Below are 25,964 nucleotides of genomic sequence, written 5' to 3' on the forward strand. Positions count from 1 at the left end.
ACGCTGATTTTGGAGATTATTGTAGATAATAAGTGATTTTTAATGAATTTGGGAAGGAATATGCCAGGTTAAACTAGAATATTGGATAATGTCCAACAAAATGGAAGCTAGCTGTCCTGGAAAGGTTAATTGGTATACCATATGATAAATAACGATTTAATCATAGAATCACATCGAAAATGCGAGCGGTATGGACTTAATCGTGATGAACTACCTGTATTTACCCAGCGGTTTACGGATGCGGAGCTTAAAGCTCAGCAGGGCCATTATAAAGAAACGATTGAAGTTATCAGCGTGTTTGTTGAAAAATTTTTATCGACCGTTGCAGATGACCCTTTTTTCCTTGCCATATCAGACAATGAGGGGTATATCCTTGAGTTCAGAGGCAATGCTTCTATTATTAATCAGGTGCGCCAGCTAGGTATTGTTGAAGGCGTGCGATACTGTGAAGAGATCGGTACGAGCTCGGTTGATCTATGTTTGCGTGAACAGCTGCCTATTCAGCTCGTAGGCGAAGATCATTATCAGAAAGTACTACATCAGCTAGCTTGTTATACAGCTCCTTTTTTTATGGAGGACAGCGGTCAGCTGCTTGGTTCGATTTCGATCATGACGGAAATTCAGTTTGCCCATCCTCATTTGCTTGCACTTTTATGCACAATCGTTGATTCTATCGAGCGAGAGCTGCTGCTCCGTAAACACAATACACAGCTTCAAATCTTAAATCAGGTTCTTCTGGAAACGAATTATTATGGTGTCATTATTGCCGATGCGCAAGGTGCAATTGTAGAAATAAACAAATACTGCGCTGCGATATTGAACAGTTCGGATCATGAAAAAAATGGCTGCTTAGGCACAAGTGTATTTGAAGTCGGCATCATTGGTACTTATTTTGAACGGGTTATGAAACGCAATGAGTCCTGTGTAGGGATCGAGCTATCTATTCTAGTTGAAGAGAAGCTGCGCTACTATATGCTGGATGTGGTTCCTATCTACGACAGCGAGCGCCAGCTTACGCGGGTTGTCGGCAGCTTGCGGGATATAACGGAAATGAAGATCGCGGAAGAACTGCTTCGCAATAGTGAGAAGCTTGTGTTTGCAGGCCAGCTGGCTGTCAGCATCGCGCATGAGATTCGAAACCCTATGACTACAGTAAAAGGCATGCTTCAATTGTCCAGCAAAACGACAAACCCCCATCACTACAACTTGATGATGTCAGAGCTGGAGCGGATGAATGCGATTGTGGGCGAATATTTAATATTGGGAAGACCGCAAGCGATTCAGTATAAGGAAGAAGATTGTGATGTTATTTTGCAAGAGGTCATATCGGTGTTCGAGCTTCAATTTGAGATGAACGGCATTCAAATACGGAGCGCAAAAGTAGGCGAGACAAAAATTCTATGCGACCGCGATCAAGTCAAACAGGTATTTTTAAACATTTTGAAAAATTGCATGGAAGCTCTGCCCTTCGGCGGAGAAGTTAATATTAAGCTCGATGTGGTGGACAATTATCAACGCATTCAATTTATGGATAACGGCGTAGGTATGACGGATGAAGTAATGCGGCGTATTGGACAACCGTTCCATACGACAAGACGGGACGGGAACGGCTTAGGCATGATGATTGTAGATAAAATAGTATCGTCGCATGGTGGTCGTTTATCGTTGTCCAGCGAGCTTGGTGTAGGTACTATTGTTGAGGTATGGCTCCCTACTGTATAAAGATGACGAATCATAGATGGAAGCGCGTTTCGGATGCCGAGACGCGCTTTTTTGCTTTACTTACTTGATAGCTGCTATTTGCGCGTCGACTTTAGCTATAATGCTCATTGTCTGCTGCTCATAGTTGTATGTTTTTTGTTTCTGTTCGTTAATTTGCTTTGTGTAAGCGAGCATGCGAGTAAAAGAGCTTGAGGTTGCTGTTGAATCGCCTTTTTTCAACACTTGGTTCAAAATCGATGTCTCCGTCGTGAACTGTTTCTTTATACTGCTGATGGTGCTCTTGGAAGCTTTGATTTTCACCTTAAGCGGGTCAATGCCGCTCAGCAGCTCGCGCAAATCTTTAATCGTTTTGGCGGTGCTCGCTTTGGCTGTTCTAAGTGCCGTTTCTTTGCTGCGTATATCTAGCTTGGCAAGCTGAACGGCAGCTTTAGTCGTTTCGACCTGCGGCTTCAGCGCATTACTAAGCCACTTATCCTTGAACGATTTAGCAAGGCTCAGCTGTTGATTCAAGGAATCATAAAGGTTGAATAGGGCTTCGTATTTCTTTTTGGTTTGCACGACAGCTGCCTCTAGCTGAACCAGCTTCTCCGCACCAACTTCTTTAATCCGCTTGCGAGTAGCGAGAACGGTCTCCTCATTCTGGTAATGGAGCTTGTCTATCCGCACATCCCAATCAAGGGTCAGCTTCTGAATTTCTTGCAATTCCGTGTATTGAGACGTTAACTTGGCAGAGGTACATTTATCCGCGGTTCCTTTCATTTTGTCAAAAGCTGTTTTGGCAGTCACGCTGAATTCAAACGGTGCGGCAGCAATAGTAGCTGGACTGAGAAACGCAAGCAAGAGCGCAAACAAAACTACGGTTAATTTGGAAGCAGATGGCATGATCGATAAAACCTCCTTTGGTTTTGGGCAAACAACGCAAAAAAAGCACCTGCAAGATAGGCGTAATACGCCTTCTCTTACGGGTGCTTCCATCGTAAGCCGTGCTTATTTTATTGATTTTTATAAATATACAGGATCATTCAAGCCTCAGTCAAATTGGCTAAGCAGCAGGCGAACTACAAAGCTTGTCGCTTTGCATATTCATCTGGCGTTTTCCCAATAATGGATTTAAAGTCCTTAATAAAATGTGATTGATCATAATAGCCAAGCTCTGCTGAGAGCTTAAGTGAATCATAATGAGTGCTCTTATCGATCGCTTCCGCCGCATTTTGCAGCCGGTACAGCTTAATCACCCACTTTGGCGTTATTCCGACATATTGACTGAAGAGGCGCTGCAGCTTCCTTTTGTTAATATCGAAGGTTTCACATAGCTGCTCTACCTTGGTCAGTTCTTGATCCTCGTGTATTCGTAAGATGATTTGATTGACGAGTGTAATCGACTCATCCGGCTGCGGGAGATGACGTAGAAGGAAGGCCTCGGTAAGTTCGATCATGCCGGCAGGATCTGCTGCCAACCTTAGCTGCTGCTCGTACGCGATAGCTTCCGTCCCAAAAACAGCTTGAATCGACAACGCTTGATCTGTGAGGCCAGATAAAGGTGAGTTTAAAAAAGGATAAAAACCGCCAGGCTGAAACTTAATGCCGAATACTCGTCCTTTGCCTTCAATTTTTTTCGTATACATTTGACTGGCAACGCCATAAATGCCGCTTTGGTGGTCTTCGACAACGAGATTGACGCAAGGATTCGGGACGACATCCTGAAAATAAGGAGCATGGCCTTCTAAATCCCAGTTTATTATCCAGTAATGCTTAATGAATGGCAGGAGAGGATCGGAAGGAGCATAACGGGAAAGCTGAAATTTTTTCTCACTCTCACTCCGCTGTAAAATACCCAAACTGCGTTTTTGGTCGATAGTGTTCATTACTATATCACTCCTATTGATCAATTTGTCGCGTTTTTACAATACGATCCTAGCAGATAGTTTTATACTACGAGTAGAAAACGTCAACCATTTTAAATAGAAAAAGGAGTGTAATACATGGAGTTTAAATATGAGTTTTATATTGGTGCAGCTCCCGAGAAGGTATGGGATGCATTCGTATCGCCTGAGGGAACGCGTCAAACGTTTTTTGGCTGTATTATTGAATCAACTTTCGAAGTAGGCTCATCGCTTAAATATGTTGGGCCAGGTACGGAAGGCGATGAAACCGTTCATATCTATGGTACTATTTTAGCATATGAGCCAAGCAAAATACTTAGCTTTTTGGAGCATCCAGGTCCTTCTTATCGGTCGAATCATGCAGAGCTGGAGTCAAGGATCACTTTTACGCTAGAAGAGGTTGGGGCTACGACGAAGCTAACTTTGGTTAATGACCAATTTACTGAGGACCATCCTTCGATTCCAACGACGGATAGTCAGTGGTGGATGATTCTAAGCAATTTGAAAACCTTTGTTGAGACGGGTAAGGGATTGGATTATGGTTGGTAACGATATTAAAAATTTAGTAGCATCAGCAGCCGCTGGTGCTATTTTTTTGTAGAATTCGGTAAACGCTTGTCGAAACTCTTAACAACAAATAAGGTCAACGGACATGAGATGCGTTATTCTGCGAAATTCCCCACTTATTGCTATGCTTACGGACATATAGGCCCTTATTTGGGTTAAAAAGAAGATTTGACACCCCAATCCGCCCGTATAGCGTATCGTATGTCCGTTACCCCGCCACTTTTGCCTTTATTTCATGAAATAGCGGATCCTATGTCCGTTAGATGATAAGTGCCATGCTGTACACTGCGGGCTGTGAGGCAGGTTTTTTGATGGCGGGTCGAGCTTGCAAAATAAGGCGAAAGATTTCTTTTCATGGCTTAATTCTTTATACTGTATAAAAAGGACAGGCGTCATACGTCTGCGACTACGGATAGGAGAGAACAGAGAATGGGGTATAAAATCGTTTTTTTTGATATCGATGGCACGCTGATTAATGAGCATAAGGAAATTCCGGCAGATACGATCAAAGCTATTGCGGAGCTGAAGGAAAGTGGTGTGGAGCCGGTTATTGCAACAGGCAGAGCGCCTTACTTTATAAAGCCGCTTGCTGAGCAGCTTGGCATTGAGTCATTCGTATGTCTAAACGGCGGATATGTTGTGTACAAAGGAACTCCGCTATATAGACGAGAGATCGAAAAAGGCCGTTTGGAGCGACTTGTAAAGGTTGCAGCTGAGCATAATCATGGACTCGTATTTGAAGGGGAGCACAACTTTTTTGCGGACAAAGAGGATCATCCCTTTATTATAGATTCGGTAAACTCATTAAAGGTAGATCTGCCAGGCTATAATCCGGAATTTTGGAAAACGGACGATATCTTTCAAGTGTTTCTACACTGTGAGAGCCACGACGAGCATCTGTATGATGGATTGCATGACGAGCTGAAGCTTATTCGCTGGCATCCACAAGCGATTGATGTTCTTCCCGCAGGCGGCTCAAAGGCTCAAGGAATTGAGGCATTGCTCGAGAAACTCGGCTACACGACTGCCGATGCGGTCGCTTTTGGCGATGGCTTGAATGATATTGAAATGCTGGAGACAGTAGGCCTAGGCATCGCAATGGGCAACTCGCATCCAGACCTGCTGCCATTCGCAGATTATGTAACAACGCATGTGGATGATCAGGGGATTCGCAACGGATTAATCAAGGCTGGTTTGTTAAAGGGATAAGACTAAGATTGTGTGAATATATGCAAAAATAGAATTGAACAAAAAAGCTGACGCATATTTATAGCGTTGGCTTTTTCTTATTAATAGTGGCATGAATCTACATCCTCAGATAGAAACGGCGGAATCCTTTCGTGTCCTCTTTTGCCCCTTCCCCACTTTAATCTTTAACAATCGCTTTCTGTGCTAAGCGGCTATAACTGTTCTTTACCTTGCCACCAGTCCTCTCCTCATTTTAAGATAAATATGAAATATATGGATGGTGTGTTTGGAGGCAATAGAAAATGAATATCCCCATTAAACAATATTGGAGACTGTTAAGCACTTATTTAAAGCATGAGCGGCACAAGCTCGTTCTGCTCTCTATACTGCTGCTTGCCAGCATTGGTTTGCAACTTTGGAATCCGCAGATCATACGGCATTTTATTGATAGCGCGCTGCAGCCTGGCATTCAGATTAATGCTCTTATCGGCAGCGCTTTGCTTTTTATTACAGTTGCGCTACTGCATCAACTCGCTAGTGTTTCCTCAGGCTATATTGGAGAACAAGTCGGCTGGACAGCAACGAATGAGCTAAGAGGTGATTTGGCGAAGCATTGCCTGCACCTTGATCAGAGCTTTCATAAGGAGAGAACGAGCGGTGAATTAATTCAGCGAATCGATGGCGATGTGAATGAGCTGTCGCATTTTTTCTCCAATTTCATATTTGTGCTCGTTGCGAATCTGCTGCTCATAGCAGGTGTACTCGTATTGATGTTCCGCGAGGATTGGCGCTTAGGGGCAGGCATGACGGTGTTCGTTGTATTGACGATATTTGTGCTTCAACGAATACGAACGGCTTTTTCGCCTTTTTGGGTGAAATCAAGCGAAGTGCAGGCGGAGTTTTATGGGTTTGTTGGCGAGCATTTGGCGGGAACAGAGGATACACGCGCAAATGGAGCAAGCGAATTTGTGATGAGGCGATTTCATGGACTGCTCCGCAAAATATTTCCGATTACGCTAAAAGCAAGCATAGGCGGATATTCGATGTGGGTATCCACTATTTTTGTATTTACGCTTGGCCGATCACTTGCGTTATTATATTGCGCATATTTGTGGACAACGGATTCGATGAGCCTTGGCACGATTTATTTGGTCTTTACGTATACCGAGCTGCTCAATCATCCGCTTGAGCAAATCCGTACACAAATTCAAGATTTACAACGGGCGGATGCTAGTATTGTAAGGGTTAGCGGGCTATTCGCTACGGAATCGAAGCTAAAAGAGAAAGAGATAGCGGCTGATATGCCTGAAGGTGCGCTTTCAGTAAGCTTTTCGAATGTCGCATTCGCTTACACAGGTGAGGACGGGGACGGGGAGCGAGTGCTCCGAGATGTCGATTTTAAACTTCAGCCCGGTCGAGTGCTCGGTTTGCTTGGACGAACGGGGAGCGGTAAAAGTACGTTGGCCAGACTGCTTGTTCGTTTCTATGATGTGAAAGCAGGGTCTATTGAGCTGGGCGGAACAGATATTAGGGATTATACGCTAGCTGATCTGAGAGGCCGAATTGCAATGGTATCTCAAAATATTCAGCTGTTTCAAGCGACCGTGCGAGATAATCTCACGCTTTACGATCCATCGGTTTCGGATGAGCGGCTGCATGATGTATTAGAAGATTTAGGGCTGGGCGCCTGGTTAGCTTCGCTTGGCGAAGGGCTTGATACTCAGCTGGCCTCAGGAGGAAGCGGTTTGTCGGCTGGAGAAGCGCAGCTGCTTGCATTTGCCCGTGCTTTTCTCTCTAACCCGGGTCTCGTCATTCTTGATGAGGCGACTTCAAGGCTCGATCCTGCTACGGAAGCGCATATTGAGAGGGCAATCGATAAGCTGCTAGAAGGGCGCACTGCCATTATTATTGCCCACCGGCTTGCAACAATTAAACGAGCGGATGACATCCTAATTTTAGATGCTGGAACGTCCGTGGAATCCGGCAATCGATCGCAATTAGCGGCTGATCCAAGCTCAAGGCTATACCAATTACTGCAAACCGGCGCTGTGGAGGTGCTTGTATGAACAGCAAAGAAATGACAACGGTGCAAGCGATGTGGCGGCTTATTTGCTATCGCCCGGTTCTCTATTCTGCCAATGCGATCCTTTGGGCGACCATTCATCTATTCCCGCTGCTGCCCGGCTTAATCATTCAGCAATTTTTTGATTCGCTCACAGGTCATGCCAGCTGGTCGCTTAGCGCATCAAATCTAGCCATCTTGTTAATGGCTGTAGCTGTCGCGAGAATCGTTACGATCTATGCGGGTGCTTTAACGGATACGATCCACCGCTTTAGCATGGGCTCATTGCTTCGGTGGAACATGCTGCGCTGGATTTTGCGTCAGCCGGCAGCGGCGGCCATTCCGATCTCGCCAGGCGAGGCCGTTACACAATTTCGCGATGATGCCAATCAAGCAGAGGATGCCATCAGCTGGACGCTTGATTTTATTGGCAAATTGTTATTTGCGGCAGCGGCAATCTTCATTTTACTGCGGGTTAACGTCAGCATTACTTGCTATGTATTTCTGCCGCTTATACTCGTTGTATCAGTCACCCAGCTTGCTTCCAAGCGCCTGCAGGCCTACCGTGCTACCAGCCGCGATGCTACGGGCAAAGTTACGGGTATGGTTGGTGAAATGTTCAGCTCGGTGCAAGCCATTCAACTTGCTGGCGCGGAGAAACGGTTTATCGACAGACTTCGCTTATTGAATAAGCAGCGCAGGCAGGCTGCGCTTAAGGATCGATTATTCACATCTATACTTGATTCGGTATTTTCTAATATCGTGAATATAGGAACAGGATTTATTTTGCTGCTGGGCGCTTCTGCAATGCAGCGCTCGGAGCTGAGCGTCGGTGACTTTGCATTATTCGTCTATTATTTAACGTTCGTGACCGATTTCACTGCGTTTTTTGGCAGATTTTTAGCTACGCTGCAGCAAACAGGCATTTCGTTTAAGCGAATGGTGCAGCTGTTGCAAGGCGCATCAACCGAAAAGCTTACCGAGCATACCCACTTGCAGCTGGGCGGTGCATTTCCTGAAAACGATCGCGCTTCAAAGGAGCAGGAGGAGGCTCCATTTCGTACGCTTTCAGTACGGGGACTCAGCTATCGGTATAAGGATTCCGGCAGAGGAATTGAAGATATAAGCATGGACCTGACAAGTGGCAGCTTCACCGTTGTAACGGGACGGGTTGGCTCAGGCAAAACAACGCTGCTTCGCTCTGTACTTGGGCTGCTGCCTCCTCAGGCGGGAGAAATTTGGTGGAATGACGAGCGCGTAGCAGATCCGGATTCTTTTTTTGTTCCGCCGCGCAGCGCCTATACCTCGCAGGTTCCTAATTTGTTTAGCGAAACGCTTGAAACGAATATTTTGCTTGGTATGCCAGATGTACCAAGCCGCACGCAGAAAGCCATTCACACCGCTGTGCTGGACAAAGATATTTTGCAGCTTGAGCATGGACTCGAAACGATGATTGGGCAACGCGGCGTGAAGCTGTCTGGCGGTCAAGCACAACGTACAGCGGCTGCCCGCATGTTCGTTCGTGAGCCGGAGCTGCTCGTATTTGACGACTTATCGAGCGCGCTGGATGTGACGACAGAGAAGCTGCTTTGGGAACGAGTGGAACAGACGCCGCATGCGGCATGCCTCATTGTTTCCCACCGCAAAGCCGCTTTGCAACGTGCCGATCATATTATCGTCATGAAAAATGGGAAAATAGAAGCGCAAGGCAGTCTACAGCATTTGCTTGCGGTTTCAGCGGAAATGAGATTGTTATGGGAAGAAGAAAATATGGAAGCAGCAGAAGATTAAGGGGATGATCGAATGCGTGAAGACATGCAAATAAGAGCGATGGAAAGTGATGATGTCAATGTCATTTTTCATGCGATTGAACATCAAGATATTAGTAAGCGATTAGATTATATTGCAAGATGCTGGGAAGAAAATAAAACGGGACAGCGCGTCACCCTCGTCGCTTTCTACGAGGGTCAGTTCGCTGGATGGCTGCATCTGCTATCACAATCGTATTATCCCTATTTTCAGCAAAGCAACATTCCTGAAATAAACAATTTTGATGTGATCCCAGCCTTGCGGCGCAAAGGGATTGGAAATGCTTTGATGGATGGCATTGAGCAGATCGCATTTGAAAAATACGGAATTGTAGGGATCGGTGTAGGGCTCTACCCTAGCTATGGCAGTGCACAGCGCATTTACGCTCGCAGAGGCTATATTCCTGACGGTAGAGGAATTTCGTACGAGAATGTTATTGTGAAGCCCGGCAGCATGGTTCGTGTCGACGATGAACTAGTGTTATACATGGTGAAGGAAGCGCCTAATTCCTCTTCGGACAATAGCAAATAGATTGCCATACGATTCATTGTTCCTCTATCGGGGTAAGAAGTAGTAGACCGATAGCTTGACCATAAGAAGCTATAACTAACAGCTTTCTAGGAGGTGCAGGCAACAATGGATACAGATAGAGACTTGTATGGCGAAGTAGAAGAGGAAATATTGGCACAAAAGCAAGGCAACAGCTACGTGCTGACTACAACCAAAGGAACTATCGGTAAGATCACTTACACGATGGTCGACGTAGACACCTGGGTCATTGACCACACATATGTGGATGGCGATTATCGCGGCCAGCATTTGGGGCGGCAGCTGCTTGATTTTGTAGTAGAAGAGGCTAGGGAGAAGGGGAGGCAGATTATTCCTTCTTGCTCCTATGCGTTAGCCGAGTTCAAGCGGAATCCCGCATATGAGGATGTATGGGATAAAACAAACACGGAATATTCCGATTCGTACAGCTCCAGCGGAGCGGGTGCAGCAAGCGGCGGTTTGTCCAACTAATAAGCAATAAAAAAAGAGCTGTCTACCTACAAAGGTGGATGGCTCTTTTGCAGCCTATAACGATTACTTCGCAGTAGTTACTCGAGCTTGTTCATTCAGCTTAAGCAGGTTTGAAAATTGAAGAGGTTTGCGGTCGGTTTTATTGTTTAGATCTACTCTTGGGGGATACATGTAAAGACCTCCTTTATTAATAGAATATATTCACAGTAACATATGGAATAAAGTGGCGTCAATTGTCATTTTTTGTTTGATTTAAGTAGTGAAGAAGTTGGTTGAAATCAGTGGAATAGGCATTTTCTAATTCATGGTACCCATCTCTTTGTCCTACTATAGTCGCGAATTTGGAATAAAGTCTGTTCAGATAGGCATGGCTTGCTAGCGCGTGAAATTCAAATGTCCTGACCTTCGGATTCTCAGCGGCGATATGGTTTGCTAGAAAACGAAAGCCGTTAATGAACAATCGGCCGCTTCGATAGGCGTCGTTTATAATGACGGAATCTACGAAAGCAATTTCCCCTTCGCGAACAGGCTCATATTCCGTAGACAAATATCTATAATGCGCCCATCCAATCGTGTCGCCCTCCAGGCTCAGGATTAGCATTACTTTGGATTGCTGTATAGACTGTAAAATATGATATAAAGTATCCGGAAGCGAAAACTTGCTGCTGAAATCGGTGCGATGCCTGATGAAATATAGGGCATACTGTGCTAAATCAGCATCATTTTTACAAACGCGGTACTGCGCAAGCATCGTTAGGCAACCTCCTTCTATTTTCGTTCCTTCAGCGTTTGCCTGACTCGGTTATTAATTTCAGGATGTTTAGATAACACGTAATGAAGCCCTTTCCGCTGCAAGGTAAGGAACACGCAAGGCGTAATGGCTGCGATATCGGCTGTACGCGGCACATTGTTAAGCAAAGCAATTTCGCCAAAATGGTCTCCGTCCTCTAATATGGCAAGTCGAAGCTTTCCATCAATCGCATTTGCGTCCTTGCGTGATACTTCAACCCGGCCGCGTGCAATTAAGTAAAATTTCTCGCCCTGATCTCCGGCATGAATGACAGGTTGGCCTGGGCTAAATGTCTCCGTGTTGAACAGACTTCTAATTTCTTTCAGTACTTCGTGATCAATACCTTGAAAGAAAGGAAGCTTTGCGAGCCTTTCCTCATCAATATCAGCTTCCTGCCCGCTATTTGAAATCAGCATACCATTCTGCTTTTCCCATAACTCTTTATAATAGCCTTCGCGTGCAAGCATTTTCTCGTGAGTCCCCATGTCGACCAGCTCACCTTTATCAAACACAAAAATGCAATCTGCACCTGTAATAGAAGATAAACGATGCGTAACGGTAATAACGGTTCGATTGCGTGATAAATCCCTAAATGTCCGATTAATAGATGCCTCAGCTATCGGGTCTAGCGCAGAGGTAGCTTCATCCAACAATAATAGCTGGGGATCTTTTAATATCGCGCGAGCAATGGCGAGCCGCTGCCGCTGCCCTCCAGACAAATTAGACCCATCATCCAGCACCAGCGTATCGTAACCATTTGGCAGCGTCATGATGAACACATGAATTTCAGCTTGTTTGGCAGCTTCCATGATTTCTTCCCTCGTTGCCGTTGGTTTGCTGATGCGAATATTGTCCATAATGGAACCTCGAAAGAGAAAGTTATCTTGAAATACAACGCCGAGCTGATCTCGGTAAGAGCTTCGACTGAGTTCCTGCATGGGAATACCATTGATTTCGAGCTGACCTGCACTCGGGTCATAGAAGCCCAGCACCAGCTGTACGAGCGTGCTCTTGCCAGAGCCGCTAGAGCCTACGAATGCAGCTGTTGTTCCAGCTTTAATATGTAAATTAATCTTTTTTAGTGCTTCCTGCTCCTCGTTATAGCGAAAGGAAACGTCTGAAAAGCGAATATCCGGCAACTGATTTAGGGGGCTCGTCATAAGTGCTTTACCCGTTGTTTCCTTAGGCGCATGCAGCAGCTTGTTCATTCGCTCAATGCTGACGGAAGCATCCGTAAAGACTGGAATCGTTGCAGTTAAACTAAAAACGGAATTCCCCATTGAAGTATACATCGTGAAAAAGGCAACCAAAGCCCCAATCGTAATATGTCCGTGAAGCGCGAGATAAGAGCCAAGCCCAATAATGGATAAATTGATCAGGAGTAAGCTGATCAGCGGAATTCGCTCGAGCTGAGCGTTAATCACATTTTTTCGATAGTGAATGAGAAACATCGTTTGCAGTCTGCCCACAAATTTATGTGTCATCGCCTGCTGGAGATTAAAACCTTTGACTACTTTTTGCGCTCTAATGTTTTCCTGTATGTCGCCTGTTAAATGATCGAGTTGCTCCTTATGAGCGACGTTAATGGCTTGCGCGCGAGCGCCCAGCAAGTAAGGTCCGGCAAAAATAAGGGCAGCCCCAAGCAATATGGCTAGTGCCATACTCCACTGCAAATAAAACAAAACCGCGGTGCTAATGACTACAACGGAAAATGATTGTATTCCTACCGTCAGAATTGCATTCATTGCTCGCTCAATGGCAGGCAGATCGACTGTGAAATAGGAGAGCAGCTCACTTGAGCGCGTCTTCTGGAAGAAAGCGAGGTTCACTTGCTGCATATGCTCAAATAATTGTTTGCGCAAATCCTGCTGCACCCTTGCACTCAGCTTGGCAAGAGCATAATCGCTGAAAACGCCAGCACTGAGGCAGAATATGCCGCTAGCCGCCAGAATGATGATGATAAGAGAAAAGGCATGCAGATCCTTAGGAAGAATGGCTTTGTCGATTAGAAATTGAAAGCTCAGTGGCGCTAGTGACATGAAGATGAGATCTAAAAATAGCGTAACGAAAAAAAATATAGCCAGAGGCTTGTAGGCACGCATATAGCCTGCTAAGTGCTTAAGAACAATAAATACCATGACGGATTGTGCTCCTTCTGAGCTTAGAAATAAATTTCATGAGGGTATTTCATCACATCATCGTGCCATTGGGTGAAATCCATTACATACTCTTCAATAACGCCATGATCCGTATTCTGAACCGCCACTTTCCTCGCTGACTTCGCGCAAAGGCGTTTAAGATTCGGCTGTGCGGGTATCCAGAACCGAAGCTCTGTAACAGGCTGTTTCAACTGCGCTAAGTATTGAGCGAGAAACTGTGAAGCTTGGAGAAATAATCGGGTGCTACGATATCTTTCCTTAATAAAAACCGTCTGAATCTGAACGATATGCTCATTTTCATAGTTTTGATCTCCGGTGCCGTGTATGTACCCTATTGCGCCTATGATTTCATCATCGGGATTGCGAAATAGAATAGATTCTTTCTCCATAAACAGAGGGCTTGAAAGGTAGCTGAGAGAGACAGGAAAGGAATAGGGCAGGTTTAGCTGCACGAAATGTTCCAGCAAAAAAGCGATGTAGGCCTCTTGATACTTGGCAGTAGAGCAAATGTTGAAATAATAGCTCATAGGCATAATTACCTTCCTTCAAGATATTGGCCAAATTATACCATGATCTGACAATGAACAGAAGATTGATTGTGTATTCGACAATATTTGCAGCGCTCCTATTCCACATCCATACTCACATTTTTTCAATTTACACGTACAATAACCTAATCGATTTGGAATGAAATGGAGGGAAACTAAGGTGATACTTGTTGCGGATAGTCCTACGTTTTCGATTAATCCTTTGACGTTATCGGAGATTGAACGCAAAATATTGCAAGAGAAGCAGAAGAGCCAAGTTGTCTATCGCTATCCATCGGTTGATGCGCTCGAATTTGAGCTGAAGACGCGCATGCATACGGTTGAGGCAGCCAAAGCGCTTTATGCCAGTGGAGTGAGCTTTGCGACCTTTGCAGGGTCAAAATGCAATGAGCAATACTGGACGCGTACGGAAAACGGCGGCTTTCAGCTAAAGGGAGGCGTACTGCCTTCGGTTGGCATTAACGATATTTTTGAAAATGGACATTTGTACGGCTTTGAATGCGCAGGCGCCATTATCATTATCTTTTATAAGGCAGTTCTTGATACGGTTGGAGACGCTGTGTTCAACGCTTATTTTAAAAACCTGTTTTTAAGAGACTGGCAATACGACCGTGATTTAAGCTTAATAACTACCTATGATAAAAATGAAGCCTACCCCGGCGACGCGCTCTATTTCAAGAACCCTCAGCATGATCCGGATACACCGGAATGGCAGGGGGAGAATGTCATCATGCTGGATGATGATTTGTATTTCGGCCATGGCATCGGCATTGAATCCGGCCAAGATATTATTAATGCGCTGAATCGCATGCGCTATGAGAATGCCTCTATATCTGCGTACTTGCAGGATATTGTGGTCCATCCAGATTATGAATACTTGCGCGGCTTAAACGTCAGGGACGTTTGGTGGGACGGGGCAAGCGATTCCGAACAGCTCGGCATTGCGGCAAGAATAGGCACGGGTTCGGCTATTTATTAAAATGATTCGGGTCTTTGAAATTGGTGAAAAGACACCTGTAGGAGATGCGTTTGCTGCTCTCTTATACAGGTGTTTTCGCTTCGCGTGCATGGAGGAGTATAATGGAAGCAGCTATGATAAATATGATTATTTGTAGGGAGCAAGCCAATGAGAATGCATGTGTTAATTGTAGATGATGATCCTTCCATTCGGGAGCTTTTGCGTTTTGTTTTGGGCAAAGACGGCTATGTCGTTCTCGAAGCGGAAAATGGACAAGCAGCGTCCATCTTGCTTGAGAATGAACAGGTACATCTTGCTGTCGTCGATATTATGATGCCCGGTAAAAATGGGTACGAGCTGTGCCGCGAAATCAGAGAGCATTATGACATTCCCGTTATGATGCTGACTGCAAGAGCGGAGATGGAGGACAAGGAGCAAGGGTTTGACTCCGGGACGGACGATTATTTAGTTAAGCCGTTTGAGCCAAAGGAGCTTTTGTTTCGTATAAAAGCGCTGCTGCGCCGCTATCGCCTTGTATCCTCTGAGGTTATTAAGCTCGGGAACGTCTCCATTGATCGAAGAGGCTATGAAATTAAAATAGGCGATGAAGTGATTACCCTGCCGCTGCGGGAATTTGAGCTGCTGTCACAGCTTGCAAGCCACCCGGGCCGCATTTATACACGAGAACAGCTTATTCAGCTCATCTGGAGCGCGGATTTTAAAGGGGACAGCCGCACGGTTGATGTTCATATCAAACGGCTGCGCGAGCGCTTCGCGGATTGTCAGGACGATTTCACGATAACAACGATCAGGGGTCTCGGCTATAAGCTGGAGGTGCATGAGGGATGAAGTCGCTGTATGTGCGAATTGTGTTCACTTTTGTGATGGTCGCAATGATTAGCCTTATTTTAGGCTTGCTATTTACGGGTCTGTACTACCAAAATAATCAGCAATCCAGCAATGAGCAAAAAATGATCGCAATCGCACAAAACATCAGCACCCAATATGAGCAAAATCCGCAAATGGATCTGGACAGCTATCTGACGCATATTGCAGCACTTGGCTTTCAAATTTATTTGGTTCATGACCATTTGCAAGGACAAGCCTATGGCTCGCCGTTCAAGCATGGAAAGCTGAGCGAGCAGCAAATGCAATCGGTGCTGGACGGAGCGGTTTATCGGGGGCTGGAGGAGCAGAAGGGGCGGCTTGAGCTGTTCTCTTATTTCAAAAATAGTGTTTTGAACACAGCGGGTATGAGAGTTCAGACGCAGGATGGGTATGCAGCGCTGTTTATCCGTCCTGACTTGCAGCAGCAAATTGGCGAAATACGTATTATTGCAGCGATATTGATCGGCGCTACCTTCGTCATCAGCTTGCTGTTAATTGTGTTCTTATCGCGCCTCATTGTGAAGCCGGTCAATGAGCTTACGAGAGCAACAAAAAAGATTGTTGCAGGTGATTTTGAAGCGGGGCTGCAGCTCTCGCGCAAGGATGAGATCGGCGAGCTGGCACGTAACTTCTCGGTGATGTCGGTGGCGATTAAGCAGCTGGATCAGATGCGGCAAGAATTTGTGGCGAATGTCTCGCATGAATTTCAGACGCCGCTTACATCCATGCAGGGGTTAGCTCGGGCTGTGCTCGATAAGGAAACGACGCCGGAGCAGACGGATAGCTATATGGCCATTATAGAAAAAGAAAGCAAGCGTCTATCCCGCATGAGCAAGCAGCTTCTAACACTTGCTGCTCTCGACAAGGATAATAAGCCGCTCCATAAGACAAGCTTTCGCTTAGACGAACAGCTGCGCCAGCTGTTAATTACACTCGAGTGGCAATGGACGGAGAAAAATTTGCAATTGGAGCTTGAGCTGCCGGATACGACGATCCATGCTGATCAAGAATTGCTCTATGAGGTGTGGTTGAACCTGATTGCCAATAGCATTAAGTTTTCGGATGCAGGCAAGCCGATCAGCATTAAAATAGTGGAGAGCGACGTCATTACTGTTGTCATCGAAGATCAGGGAACAGGCATATCAGAGGATGATCTCCCATTCATTTTTGACCGTTTCTATAAGGCGGACAAAGCTCGCAATGATGCTGCTTCAGGCAGCGGACTTGGACTTTCTATCGTGCAGAAATTGGTGGCCTTGCATCAAGGCAGTATCGATATTCAAAGCAAGCGGGCAGTTGGAACAACGGTTACCGTTACCCTTCCGCGAGCATAAGTTTTTATATAATTATCGTTGTCAATATAGAAAGTGCCTCATTCCTCTAAATATAAGGGGAATGAGGTATTTTTATTTTGTAAATATGTATCTTTTATGTGAGGTTATTCGGTTGAAAATCTTGTAACATGAATAAAAAAGGTTTTTAATTATTTAATCTTATGTTAGTTTTATGTCATTTACATGCTTTGTGAAGCTCATTTTCATGCTGAGGAGTGGTTTTTATGACAGAGTTGTTAAATATGGATATTCCGAAAGAAAAGCTCATATTGGCTAAGCATTATCCCATTCAAGTATTGGAAACGATAGGCGTCAATGCGACCTATCAGAAGCTTCATTGGCATGATGTGCTTGAAATCAATTTAATTAAATCAGGAACCGGCTATTACATCATTAACGGGCAAACGTTTGAGTTTCAAGAGGGTGATATTTTGCTTATTAACTCGAATGATTTGCACTGTGCTTACGAAACCAAGGATTTGGTCATGCAAGTGATCTGCTTTGATGCTTCTTGGCTGCTTAATATTGTCCGTTATGATTCAGAAATTTTGCATCCCTATAAGGAAATGGGGGTGCATTTCACTAATTTGCTGGACCGCAATGAGCCTCATATGAACGAGCTTAGAAGTCTGCTTCTTGAAATTCAGGATGAACATGATCAGGAGCAAACCTCTTACGGTTCTTTGGTTTATTCAAATTTAATCCGCTTTCATGCATGCGTAAATCGTTACTTCCGCAGAGAAGGGTTAAATCGGGGAAAGGACAGCATCGGCGCAAGGCAGCTGGACAAGATGCGCAAGGTCATTTACGACATGCAAAAAAACTTTGCCTATCCATGGACGCTTGAGGAACTCGCAGGACTTGTTTACTTAAGCCCCTCCCGTTTTAGCGATATTTTCCGGCGTACAGTAGGGACGCCTCCGCTGCTTTATTTGATTCATATTCGCTTAGAGCATGCCGTCATGCTGCTCGAAACCAGCGATATGAAAATTACAGAAATCGCACTGGAATGCGGTTTTCGCAGCTTATCTAATTTCAACCGTTTATTTAAGAAGCACATTGGCTCCTGCCCGAAAATCGCAAGAGGCTAAATTATATGGAAACAGTAAGATAGTGTTAGTTATCAATCGTTTAAGAGGAGAATCAACACAGCGGAAAAGATAAAATAAACACATGACGAATGGATAACACATTTATGTTACATTAACTAACATTAGAAAAAAAGGGGGGGAGCATGCTGCAAACAGATCTAGAAACCAAACAGCATGTGTACAAACAGCCCGGGCAGACGAAACGCTTTATCAAACAATGGGATATTCAGCTCATGGTTATACCAGCGCTGCTCTTCATTTTTGTCTTTAATTACATTCCCATGTATGGGGTGCTGATGTCCTTTCAGGATTACAGCATTTTCAAAGGGTTCATGCACAGTCCGTGGGTAGGGTTTAAACATTTTGAAATGTTTTTTAATGCTCCCGAGTTTTGGGTGGTTATGCGAAATACACTCGTCATCAGTTTGCTGAAGCTGGGCATTGGATTTCCAGCGCCAATCTTACTGGCACTGATGCTGAATGAGATTAATAACCGTACGTTTAAACGAATTATTCAGACGGTTAGCTATTTGCCTCATTTCTTGTCATGGGTTATCGTATCGGGCTTCGTTATATCGATGTTATCCACTGATAACGGAAGCTTAAATATGCTGCTGGAATCCGTGAATCTCATTAAAGAGCCAATCAATTTCTTATCCTTGCCGGAGTATTTCTGGGCGATCCTTGTCACAACCGGTGTTTGGAAGGAAATTGGCTTTGCTTCTATCGTTTACTTAGCTGCTATTGCAGGCATTAACCCGCATTTGTATGAGGCGGCTTCAATTGATGGAGCCAGCAGAGTGAGACAAATTGTTACGATTACGATTCCATCGATTATGCCCGTTGTTGTTGTGTTCTCGATATTAGCAATTGGCAACCTGTTGAATGCCGGATTTGAAGATATTTTGCTGCTAGCTGGGAACCCGGTGCTGCGTGATGTAAGTGATGTTATCGATACTTATGTGTATAGGCTGGGTATTCAAAATTCCCGTTTCTCTTATGCAACGGCTGCCGGTCTATTCAAAGCGATTATTAGCGTCGGCTTATTAGCAGGAGCAAACTATTTGGCTCGCCGATCAGGCAACAGCTTGTGGTAAAGAGAGAAAGGGCGGCGAAACGATGAAATTATCCTTTGGCGACAAAACATTTATGGCAGTCAACTATTTTCTATTGTTTGTGTTAGGCTTCACAGCCTTCTATCCATTCTGGAATGCTGCAGTGATTTCCTTTAATGCGGGAACCGATACGATGCTCGGTGGAATCACATTTTGGCCGCGCGTCTTCTCGTTGGACAATTATGAGGTCGTTTTCAAGGATAAACGACTTATAGATGGATTTATTATTTCTATTCTTCGTACGGTCATAGGTACGCTCCTATCCATTGCAGCAACAGCGATTTTTGCTTACGGAATGAGTAAGCGGAATCTAGTTGGACGAAAGTATTACATGATCTTTTGCGTGTTGACCATGTACTTTAGCGGCGGCTTAATTCCAAGCTACCTGCTCATTCGTGAGCTTCATTTGATGAATTCGTTCTGGGTTATGATCATACCGGGAATTATCAGCGTATGGAACATGATCATATTCCGGACCTTCTTCCTTGGCATTCCCAATGGACTTGAGGAATCGGCACAAATTGACGGCTCCAGCAACTGGGGTATTCTATTTCGCATTGTTCTTCCTCTATCGGGGCCTGTCATTGCAACGCTTTCGTTGTTCACGGCGGTGTATCACTGGAATGATTGGTTTTCACCGAGTCTTTATATTTCAGATATTAACCTATTGCCGATTCAAACGAAGCTGCAGCAAATATTGAACTCCAATATTATGCTGGAGCAAATGTCCCAAATGGATTCAGCGGCACAAGGCCGAATGAGTGCAATGAAAGCGGTGACTTCAAAGTCGTTATCCATGGCAACCATGATGGTGGCGACCGTTCCAATACTTTGTGTGTATCCTTTTGTACAAAAGTATTTCGTGAAGGGTGTTCTCGTTGGTTCTTTGAAGGAATAACCAAGGGTTTAAAGCGTTAGCTTTAACCATAGATAGACAAGCAGAAGGGAGTTTAAGCGATGGCTAAATTCAGTAAAGCTTTTCATGCAGCATTGTCAATCACACTTGTCGTTGTACTTGCATTAACAGGATGTTCAAGCAATAATGGGGCGAATTCCGGGGTAAAGGAAGGAACCGACAACAAGCCGGATTCAAGCAAAGCTGCGTTTGTGCTGGGGGATCAACCGCTCGAGTTTTCTTTTTACGGCCATTATGATTGGTATACGATGCCTCCTTGGGGCGACGATTTATCGACGAAATGGATTAAGGAGAATAAGAAAGTAAATGTGGTGCCAATCAGCTCAGGAGGCAATGCGAAACAAAAGTTCAACACGATGATTGTAGCGGGAGAGCTGCCTGATGTGATCTGGATGGAGCGCAACGCAGACGTAGAGAAGCTGCGCTCGGAAGGAATGCTCGTTGCTTTTGACGATTACTTAGATAAATATCCGAATTTAAAGAAATGGGCTGGTGAGGCTACGCTTGATATGCTTCGCTCATCCGACGGCAAGCTGTATCAGTTTCCGAACTGGTATACGACGCAGCCTAATGGCAATGCAGGTTATTTGGTAAACAAGAAGATCCATGATGAGCTTGGCAAGCCGAGCTTGGAAACGACGGACGATCTTTATGCTTACTTGAAGCTGGTGAAAGAGAAATATCCGGATGTAGTCCCTCTGGAAGTAGGACAAAGCGCTTCGGGTATCGACATTATGGCATCCGCTTTTGCTGAAAACCGTCCTTATACGTACAATGCAATGATGGCTGTACCGTCAGGCGATAAGCTGGTATCGATCTTTACAGATCCTGTCTACCGGGAATCGATTCAATACGCAAGCAGATTATACCGTGAAAGACTGATTTCGCAGGATAGCTTTACGCAAAAGGCTGAGCAGGTTGAGCAGAAGATTGTAACGGGAAAAATAGCGGTTTACGCGGCTTCCAGCCCGACGGAGTATGGTGCGAAGGGCAATGCGCTATTGGCGGCCAAGGACCCAAGTGCGGGATATTTCATCACATGGCCGGTTCATAAAGCGGGACTTGATAAAAACAAAATATTCCCTGGCGATTACAAGCAGCTAGGTTGGAACGTGAGTGTCATTACGAAAGCAGCTAAAAACCCAGAAGCGATCTTCGCATTTTTGGATTGGTTCACGGGTCCAGAAGGACAGCGCCTAAGTATGTGGGGACCAGAGGGGATTTATTGGGACGGAGTGGATGCTGATGAAGCGCCATTGTTCACCGATAAGTTTGTAAATGACGTGGAAGAGCGCGAGGCATTAATGGCTTCAATCGTTAACTTTCAATGGGTAGGAAATACGGTATATGTAGACAACTCGAAGATGAAGTTTGAATCTACGCTGCCTGTGGAGAAACGGAGCTGGGAAACGTACTGGCAATCTGAAATTACGTGGAAAACGCAGCTCGATACGACAGAGTTCGTTAACTTGGACCCTGCTGGAGATACAGATGAGGGCATCGTTGGTTCAAGCGTATTCTCAATCTATGAGAAGTCGAGAGCGAAAGCGATTATGAATGCATCTTCCGATGCAGAAGTTAATCAAATTTTGGATAAGGCTGAAGCCGATGCACAGCAAGCTGGTTATGAGAAGCTTTTGAAATACAAGACCGAGAAGTGGCAAGAAAACGTAAGCAAATTAAAAAAATAGTGTTTTTAATTACAGGCTAGCTGGATTCAACTGCAGCAGTGGGATTGGAGGCTATATTCTCTATTGTTCATGCTTAAGCGATAAGTTTGCATGCATGGCGAGAAGAGAATAGCCTTCAAAACCAAGTATTCGCATGGGAGAGAATATAATTGACATATTATTTGGGTGTGGATGGTGGAGGCAGTAAAACGATCGCTGTTGTATGTGACGAAATGGGGAGGGTTGTGGGCGCTAGTGAGAGCGGCTGCGGCAATCATCAATTAGGAGTAGAGCTTGCTAGAAGCAATATTCAGGCAGCTGTTATCCATGCCATGATGCATGCAAAGGTAACACAGGAGCAAATTGCCTATGCGGTATTTGGTTTGGCGGGAGCAGATCGCGAGGCTGACTTTCAAATATTAAGGCCGATGATCGCGAAGCTTGGGTTTGAAAACTACGAGATCGTTTGCGATACGGTAATCGGTCTGAGAGCCGGTACGAAGCAGCCGGATGGGGTTGTTGTCATTTGCGGCAGCGGGACGAACAGCTTTGGCGTTAATCGCCATGGCGAGAGCTTGCAATGCGGCGGATTCGGTTATGCTTTCGGTGATTTTGGCGGAGGAAGCTTGCTGGCAGTGGAGGTTTTTCGTTCAGTTATACGCTCATGGGAGGGCAGAGGGCAAGCTACCTTGCTTACGGATCTGACCCTTGAACAACTAGGCTACGACACCGTTGAAAATATGTTCCACGACTACTTGAATCAGGGCAGGATGATTCCTCACCAGCTTGCGAAGCTGCTGTTTGAAGCGGCGGAGCAAAAGGATGAGGTAGCTTGCAGCATTCTGCAGAGGCAGGGTGAGGAGCTTGGCATGACGGCGAGTGCTGTCATTTCGAAGCTGAATATGAATCATGATGTATTTGATCTCGTTATGGTTGGCAGTGTGCTGACCCGCGGCGACAGCCGCTACGTTGCGCCTTATTTGGAGGAGCATGTGAAACGGGCAGCTCCAAATTGCAGCTTGACCGTGTTGACGATGGAGCCTGTGGCAGGCGCGATTTTATTAGCTATGGATAAAACGACTTCTTCTATTGAAGAGTCTGTATATGCTTGTTTACAACAATGTTTATCAGTGAAGGAGGCGCAAGCAGAATGGGTGATCGATTAAAGGTAGTCGTTATTGGCGGAGGATCTTCTTATACGCCAGAGTTAATTGAAGGTTTTATATTAAACTATGCGACCTTTCCTGTGACGGAGATTGTGCTGGTAGACATACCGGAGGGACGGAATAAGCTGTCTATTGTCGGTCAACTTGCCAAACGCATGATTGAGAAATCAGGCTTGCCTATTAAGCTGGATTTGACGCTGGATCGACGTTCGGTGCTGGCGGATGCTGACTTTGTAACGACGCAAATGCGTGTCGGCCGATTGGAAGCGCGCGGCTGGGATGAGTCTATTCCACTCAAATACAATATGATTGGGCAGGAGACGACGGGTGCAGGCGGGATGATGAAGGCTCTGCGCACCATTCCTGTTCTTCTTGAAATCTGCAAGGATATGGAGGAGCTTTGCCCAGAGGCATGGCTGCTTAATTTCACCAACCCGGCCGGCATGGTTACAGAGGCTATCCATAAGCATTCACGCATCAAATCGATTGGGTTATGCAACTCTCCAATAGCTGCATATAAATGGCTGTCATCGTTGTACCAAGTACCGGTTGATAGCATTAGATGTGAATTCGCTGGGCTTAATCACCTGCACTGGATTAGCTCCATTACAGTTAATGGTGAATCCAAGCTGGATGAGCTCTTGAGTAACCAAGATGGGTACTCCGCCAAAAACGTACCTCAGTACGCTTGGAATGGCAGTTTGCTTCGTTCATTGCGAGCAATCCCGTCCTATTATTTAAAATATTTTTATTTGCAGCGCGAAATCTTGGCCGAGCAGCAAGCAGCGGCTGCCAAAGGTGAAACGCGGGCGGAGACGGTTCAGCGGCTTGAGGATGAGCTGTTCGAAATCTACAAGGACCCGAATCTGTCGGAGAAACCAAAGCAGCTTGAACAGCGCGGCGGTGCTTATTATTCGGAGGCGGCTGTAAAGCTGATGAACTCGCTATATAACGACAGCGGTGATATTCAAACGTTAAACGTGCCAAATCAAGGGGTGCTGGACTTTCTGCCGGATGACGCTTGTATTGAAGTAAACTGTGTCGTTACGAAGGAAGGTCCAATTCCGCAGCCTGTAGCTATTGTGCCAGCGGCAGCGAAAGGACTCATTCATGCTGTGAAAGTGTATGAGCAGCTGGCTATTGAGGCAGCTGTATCCGGCAATAGGGATACGGCATTGCTGGCACTCGCGCATCACCCGCTCGTTGATTCAACAAATGACGCGCAGCGTATGCTGGATGAAATGCTGGAGCAAAACAAAGCGTATTTGCCGCAGTTTTTTGCAGAGTAAGCAGAATATGAATGAACGAAGACGTCTTCGCCGAATAGGGTGAGAGACGTCTTTTTTTTGCGCTTAGTAAGCTCAGTCGCAATCGCCAGCAATAACTGTTACATTAGAATTAAACTATAAGTTAGGCATAGGTTCCGTATAATTTCAGCTTGTTTATAAGCCTATATAATGGAGGGTTGCGTATATGTCATCTTTTAAAGCGCTTGTGATTAACAAAGTAGAAAATGAGATTATCGCAAATACACAGCAGTTGGACTTAAACGATTTGCCGCAGGGTGAATTGCTTATTAAGGTTGCGTATTCCAGTGTGAATTACAAAGATGCGTTGGCTTGTTTGCTTAATGGCGGTATTGTGAAAAGTTATCCTTTTGTACCGGGTATTGATTTGGCGGGTACGGTTGTATCGAGTGAAGATGAGAAATTCCAAGAGGGCGACGAAATTGTGGTCACGGGATTTGGGCTCGGCGTCAATCATTTCGGCGGTTTTAGCGAATATGCCCGTGTGCCTGCGGAATGGACAATCAAGCTGCCGAAAGGTTTGTCGATGAAGGAAGCCATGATACTGGGGACGGCAGGTTTTACTGCGGCTTTGTCCGTATATGAGCTTGTGCAAAATGGCATTCGGCCAGAGGATGGTCCTATTCTCGTGACTGGTGCAACTGGAGGAGTAGGCAGTATTGCTGCTGCAATTGCGGCGAAGCTTGGATATGAGGTGGCAGCGAGTACGGGGAAACTGGATAAGCAGCAGTATTTGCTTGATTTAGGCGTGAAGCGAATTCTGCCAAGAGAAGAGCTTCTTTCTGGTTCCAAGCAGCCTCTGGACAAGCAGATATGGGCAGGAGCTATTGATTGTGTGGGCGGGGAGACATTAACCGCGGTGCTGTCTCAATTAAAATATGGCGGCGCCGTAGCGGCGAGCGGTTTGACAGGCGGAGCGGGCCTTTCGATGACCGTATACCCATTCATCATAAGAGGAGTACGGCTGATCGGTATTGATTCTGTCATGGCAGGGATGGAGATTCGCAGCAAAATATGGGCGCTATTGGCTGATGCCTATAAGCCAAGTATGATGGGCGAATTATTCTCGGAAATTAGTCTGGACCAGGTGAGCCACCAGGTAGCTACCCTCTTGAATGGGCAAGCTAAAGGCAGAGCCATTGTAAAGCTATAACGACAGAAAAGAGCAATTGCCTGCATGCGGGCAATTGCTCTTTTTGTTAAAGCTAACCTCGTTTTAATCTCCGTGCGCGGAATTGTTTGTATTGAAAATAGATCGTGCAGCCGATGCAAAAGCCGAGAATGGCGGCTAGCGCAGCAGCTCCCATCATCCCAGCAAATATATAACCGGCTGTAGACCAGCCGAGCATAAAGCTAAGCAGCGAGAAAGTGAGGAAACCTACACCTAGGGAGTTGTTGAAGCGCTGCAGCTCAGCTGCTTCTGTTTGTGCGGAAGAAATTCGACCGTTTAGGAAAGGGCGAGCCGCAATAATGAATAAATTAGCTTTGGGACCGAAAATAAGTCCAATTATTTGAATAATCCAAAGTGCTGCAATAAGCCAAGGCAACTGCAGGCCTATCGCAAGAAGAAGTACGGCTACGATACCGACTTGATTACTTCGAACAAATGGAATGGGAATCTCCTTCATTATAAAAACCAACTTTCCGTATTGGATTTATATAATTAATAGTAGATAATTTAAGCTCTTTTGGCAATAACCAAATGATTAATCGATCAAAAATATTATTAAATGACAACTTTCGATAACTACCAATTTTTTTCAATATTCAT

At 45.3% G+C, this 25,964-nt stretch carries 23 protein-coding genes; 17 read left to right on the forward strand and 6 right to left on the reverse strand.

Features of this window, described 5'->3' with window-relative positions; all coding sequences use genetic code 11:
* Positions 1-141 precede the first annotated feature (141 nt).
* Positions 142-1,722 (forward strand): ATP-binding protein, encoded by a 1,581-nt coding sequence (locus AC0VYE_RS01995; protein WP_475445699.1) that lies wholly within the window; start codon positions 142-144, stop codon positions 1,720-1,722.
* 60 nt (positions 1,723-1,782) lie between these two features.
* On the opposite strand, the gene AC0VYE_RS02000 is transcribed toward AC0VYE_RS01995, so the two are convergent.
* Together AC0VYE_RS02000 and AC0VYE_RS02005 are read right to left on the reverse strand one after the other, a co-directional pair.
* Positions 1,783-2,604, reverse strand: coding sequence for a hypothetical protein (locus tag AC0VYE_RS02000; protein ID WP_475445701.1), 822 nt, complete (start codon positions 2,602-2,604; stop codon positions 1,783-1,785).
* Positions 2,605-2,780: 176 nt separating this feature from the next.
* Positions 2,781-3,587 (reverse strand): DUF6597 domain-containing transcriptional factor, encoded by an 807-nt coding sequence (locus AC0VYE_RS02005; RefSeq protein WP_475445703.1) that lies wholly within the window; start codon positions 3,585-3,587, stop codon positions 2,781-2,783.
* Positions 3,588-3,704: 117 nt separating this feature from the next.
* Here AC0VYE_RS02005 and AC0VYE_RS02010 point away from each other — a divergent pair, with 117 nt between their 5' ends.
* The 6 genes from AC0VYE_RS02010 (at position 3,705) to AC0VYE_RS02035 (ending at position 10,251) form a co-directional block, all read left to right on the forward strand.
* Positions 3,705-4,154 carry an SRPBCC family protein gene (locus AC0VYE_RS02010; RefSeq protein ID WP_430055861.1) on the forward strand — a complete coding sequence of 150 codons (450 nt, stop codon included), beginning with the start codon at positions 3,705-3,707 and terminating at the stop codon, positions 4,152-4,154.
* Positions 4,155-4,601: 447 nt separating this feature from the next.
* A complete protein-coding gene (locus AC0VYE_RS02015) occupies positions 4,602-5,381 on the forward strand; it encodes a Cof-type HAD-IIB family hydrolase (protein WP_430055858.1) in 780 nt (259 codons plus the stop codon).
* A 281-nt stretch (positions 5,382-5,662) separates the two neighbouring features.
* Positions 5,663-7,426 carry an ABC transporter ATP-binding protein gene (locus tag AC0VYE_RS02020; RefSeq protein ID WP_475445706.1) on the forward strand — a complete coding sequence of 588 codons (1,764 nt, stop codon included), beginning with the start codon at positions 5,663-5,665 and terminating at the stop codon, positions 7,424-7,426.
* On the forward strand, positions 7,423-9,213 hold the full coding sequence (locus tag AC0VYE_RS02025) for an ABC transporter ATP-binding protein (RefSeq protein WP_475445708.1): 1,791 nt from the start codon (positions 7,423-7,425) through the stop codon (positions 9,211-9,213). Before AC0VYE_RS02020 ends, AC0VYE_RS02025 begins: the two co-directional genes overlap by 4 nt.
* Before the next feature lie 12 nt (positions 9,214-9,225).
* Positions 9,226-9,762 carry a GNAT family N-acetyltransferase gene (locus AC0VYE_RS02030; protein ID WP_475445710.1) on the forward strand — a complete coding sequence of 179 codons (537 nt, stop codon included), beginning with the start codon at positions 9,226-9,228 and terminating at the stop codon, positions 9,760-9,762.
* A gap of 105 nt (positions 9,763-9,867) precedes the next feature.
* Positions 9,868-10,251 (forward strand): GNAT family N-acetyltransferase, encoded by a 384-nt coding sequence (locus tag AC0VYE_RS02035; protein ID WP_475445712.1) that lies wholly within the window; start codon positions 9,868-9,870, stop codon positions 10,249-10,251.
* Positions 10,252-10,480: 229 nt separating this feature from the next.
* On the opposite strand, the gene AC0VYE_RS02040 is transcribed toward AC0VYE_RS02035, so the two are convergent.
* From AC0VYE_RS02040 to AC0VYE_RS02050, 3 genes are read right to left on the reverse strand one after another with little or no spacing between them, the layout of a single operon-like run.
* A complete protein-coding gene (locus tag AC0VYE_RS02040) occupies positions 10,481-11,002 on the reverse strand; it encodes a GNAT family N-acetyltransferase (RefSeq protein ID WP_475445714.1) in 522 nt (173 codons plus the stop codon).
* A 17-nt stretch (positions 11,003-11,019) separates the two neighbouring features.
* Complete coding sequence (locus AC0VYE_RS02045; protein ID WP_475445716.1) at positions 11,020-13,179, reverse strand: ABC transporter transmembrane domain-containing protein; 2,160 nt, start codon at positions 13,177-13,179, stop codon at positions 11,020-11,022.
* A gap of 23 nt (positions 13,180-13,202) precedes the next feature.
* On the reverse strand, positions 13,203-13,733 hold the full coding sequence (locus tag AC0VYE_RS02050) for a hypothetical protein (protein WP_256710915.1): 531 nt from the start codon (positions 13,731-13,733) through the stop codon (positions 13,203-13,205).
* Between the two features lie 175 nt (positions 13,734-13,908).
* Between AC0VYE_RS02050 and AC0VYE_RS02055 the strand changes: the two genes are divergently transcribed.
* The 10 genes from AC0VYE_RS02055 (at position 13,909) to AC0VYE_RS02100 (ending at position 25,346) form a co-directional block, all read left to right on the forward strand.
* The gene (locus AC0VYE_RS02055) at positions 13,909-14,727 is read left to right on the forward strand and encodes a protein-glutamine gamma-glutamyltransferase (protein ID WP_076268529.1); all 819 of its coding nucleotides are present in this window, start codon (positions 13,909-13,911) and stop codon (positions 14,725-14,727) included.
* Positions 14,728-14,874: 147 nt separating this feature from the next.
* Complete coding sequence (locus tag AC0VYE_RS02060; protein ID WP_076268528.1) at positions 14,875-15,555, forward strand: response regulator transcription factor; 681 nt, start codon at positions 14,875-14,877, stop codon at positions 15,553-15,555.
* On the forward strand, positions 15,552-16,928 hold the full coding sequence (locus AC0VYE_RS02065) for a sensor histidine kinase (protein WP_475445719.1): 1,377 nt from the start codon (positions 15,552-15,554) through the stop codon (positions 16,926-16,928). Before AC0VYE_RS02060 ends, AC0VYE_RS02065 begins: the two co-directional genes overlap by 4 nt.
* Before the next feature lie 224 nt (positions 16,929-17,152).
* A complete protein-coding gene (locus tag AC0VYE_RS02070) occupies positions 17,153-18,019 on the forward strand; it encodes an AraC family transcriptional regulator (protein ID WP_076268526.1) in 867 nt (288 codons plus the stop codon).
* A gap of 143 nt (positions 18,020-18,162) precedes the next feature.
* Positions 18,163-19,116: an ABC transporter permease gene (locus AC0VYE_RS02075; RefSeq protein ID WP_076268525.1), complete on the forward strand. Its 954-nt coding sequence runs from the start codon at positions 18,163-18,165 to the stop codon at positions 19,114-19,116.
* A 22-nt stretch (positions 19,117-19,138) separates the two neighbouring features.
* Entirely contained in the window at positions 19,139-20,032 is an 894-nt protein-coding gene (locus tag AC0VYE_RS02080) for a carbohydrate ABC transporter permease (RefSeq protein ID WP_076268524.1), read from the forward strand.
* 59 nt (positions 20,033-20,091) lie between these two features.
* Entirely contained in the window at positions 20,092-21,741 is a 1,650-nt protein-coding gene (locus tag AC0VYE_RS02085; protein WP_339206308.1) for an extracellular solute-binding protein, read from the forward strand.
* Positions 21,742-21,890: 149 nt separating this feature from the next.
* Positions 21,891-22,886 carry an N-acetylglucosamine kinase gene (locus AC0VYE_RS02090; RefSeq protein ID WP_475445723.1) on the forward strand — a complete coding sequence of 332 codons (996 nt, stop codon included), beginning with the start codon at positions 21,891-21,893 and terminating at the stop codon, positions 22,884-22,886.
* Entirely contained in the window at positions 22,871-24,175 is a 1,305-nt protein-coding gene (locus tag AC0VYE_RS02095) for a 6-phospho-beta-glucosidase (RefSeq protein ID WP_475445724.1), read from the forward strand. The genes AC0VYE_RS02090 and AC0VYE_RS02095 overlap by 16 nt, the downstream gene beginning before the upstream one ends.
* Before the next feature lie 184 nt (positions 24,176-24,359).
* Positions 24,360-25,346, forward strand: coding sequence for an oxidoreductase (locus tag AC0VYE_RS02100; RefSeq protein ID WP_475445726.1), 987 nt, complete (start codon positions 24,360-24,362; stop codon positions 25,344-25,346).
* A gap of 52 nt (positions 25,347-25,398) precedes the next feature.
* Here AC0VYE_RS02100 and AC0VYE_RS02105 read toward each other — a convergent pair whose 3' ends face one another.
* Positions 25,399-25,821, reverse strand: coding sequence for a DUF4395 domain-containing protein (locus AC0VYE_RS02105; protein ID WP_475445728.1), 423 nt, complete (start codon positions 25,819-25,821; stop codon positions 25,399-25,401).
* Positions 25,822-25,964: the final 143 nt, after the last annotated feature.

Source organism: Pristimantibacillus sp. Z349TD_6 (assembly GCF_056173205.1).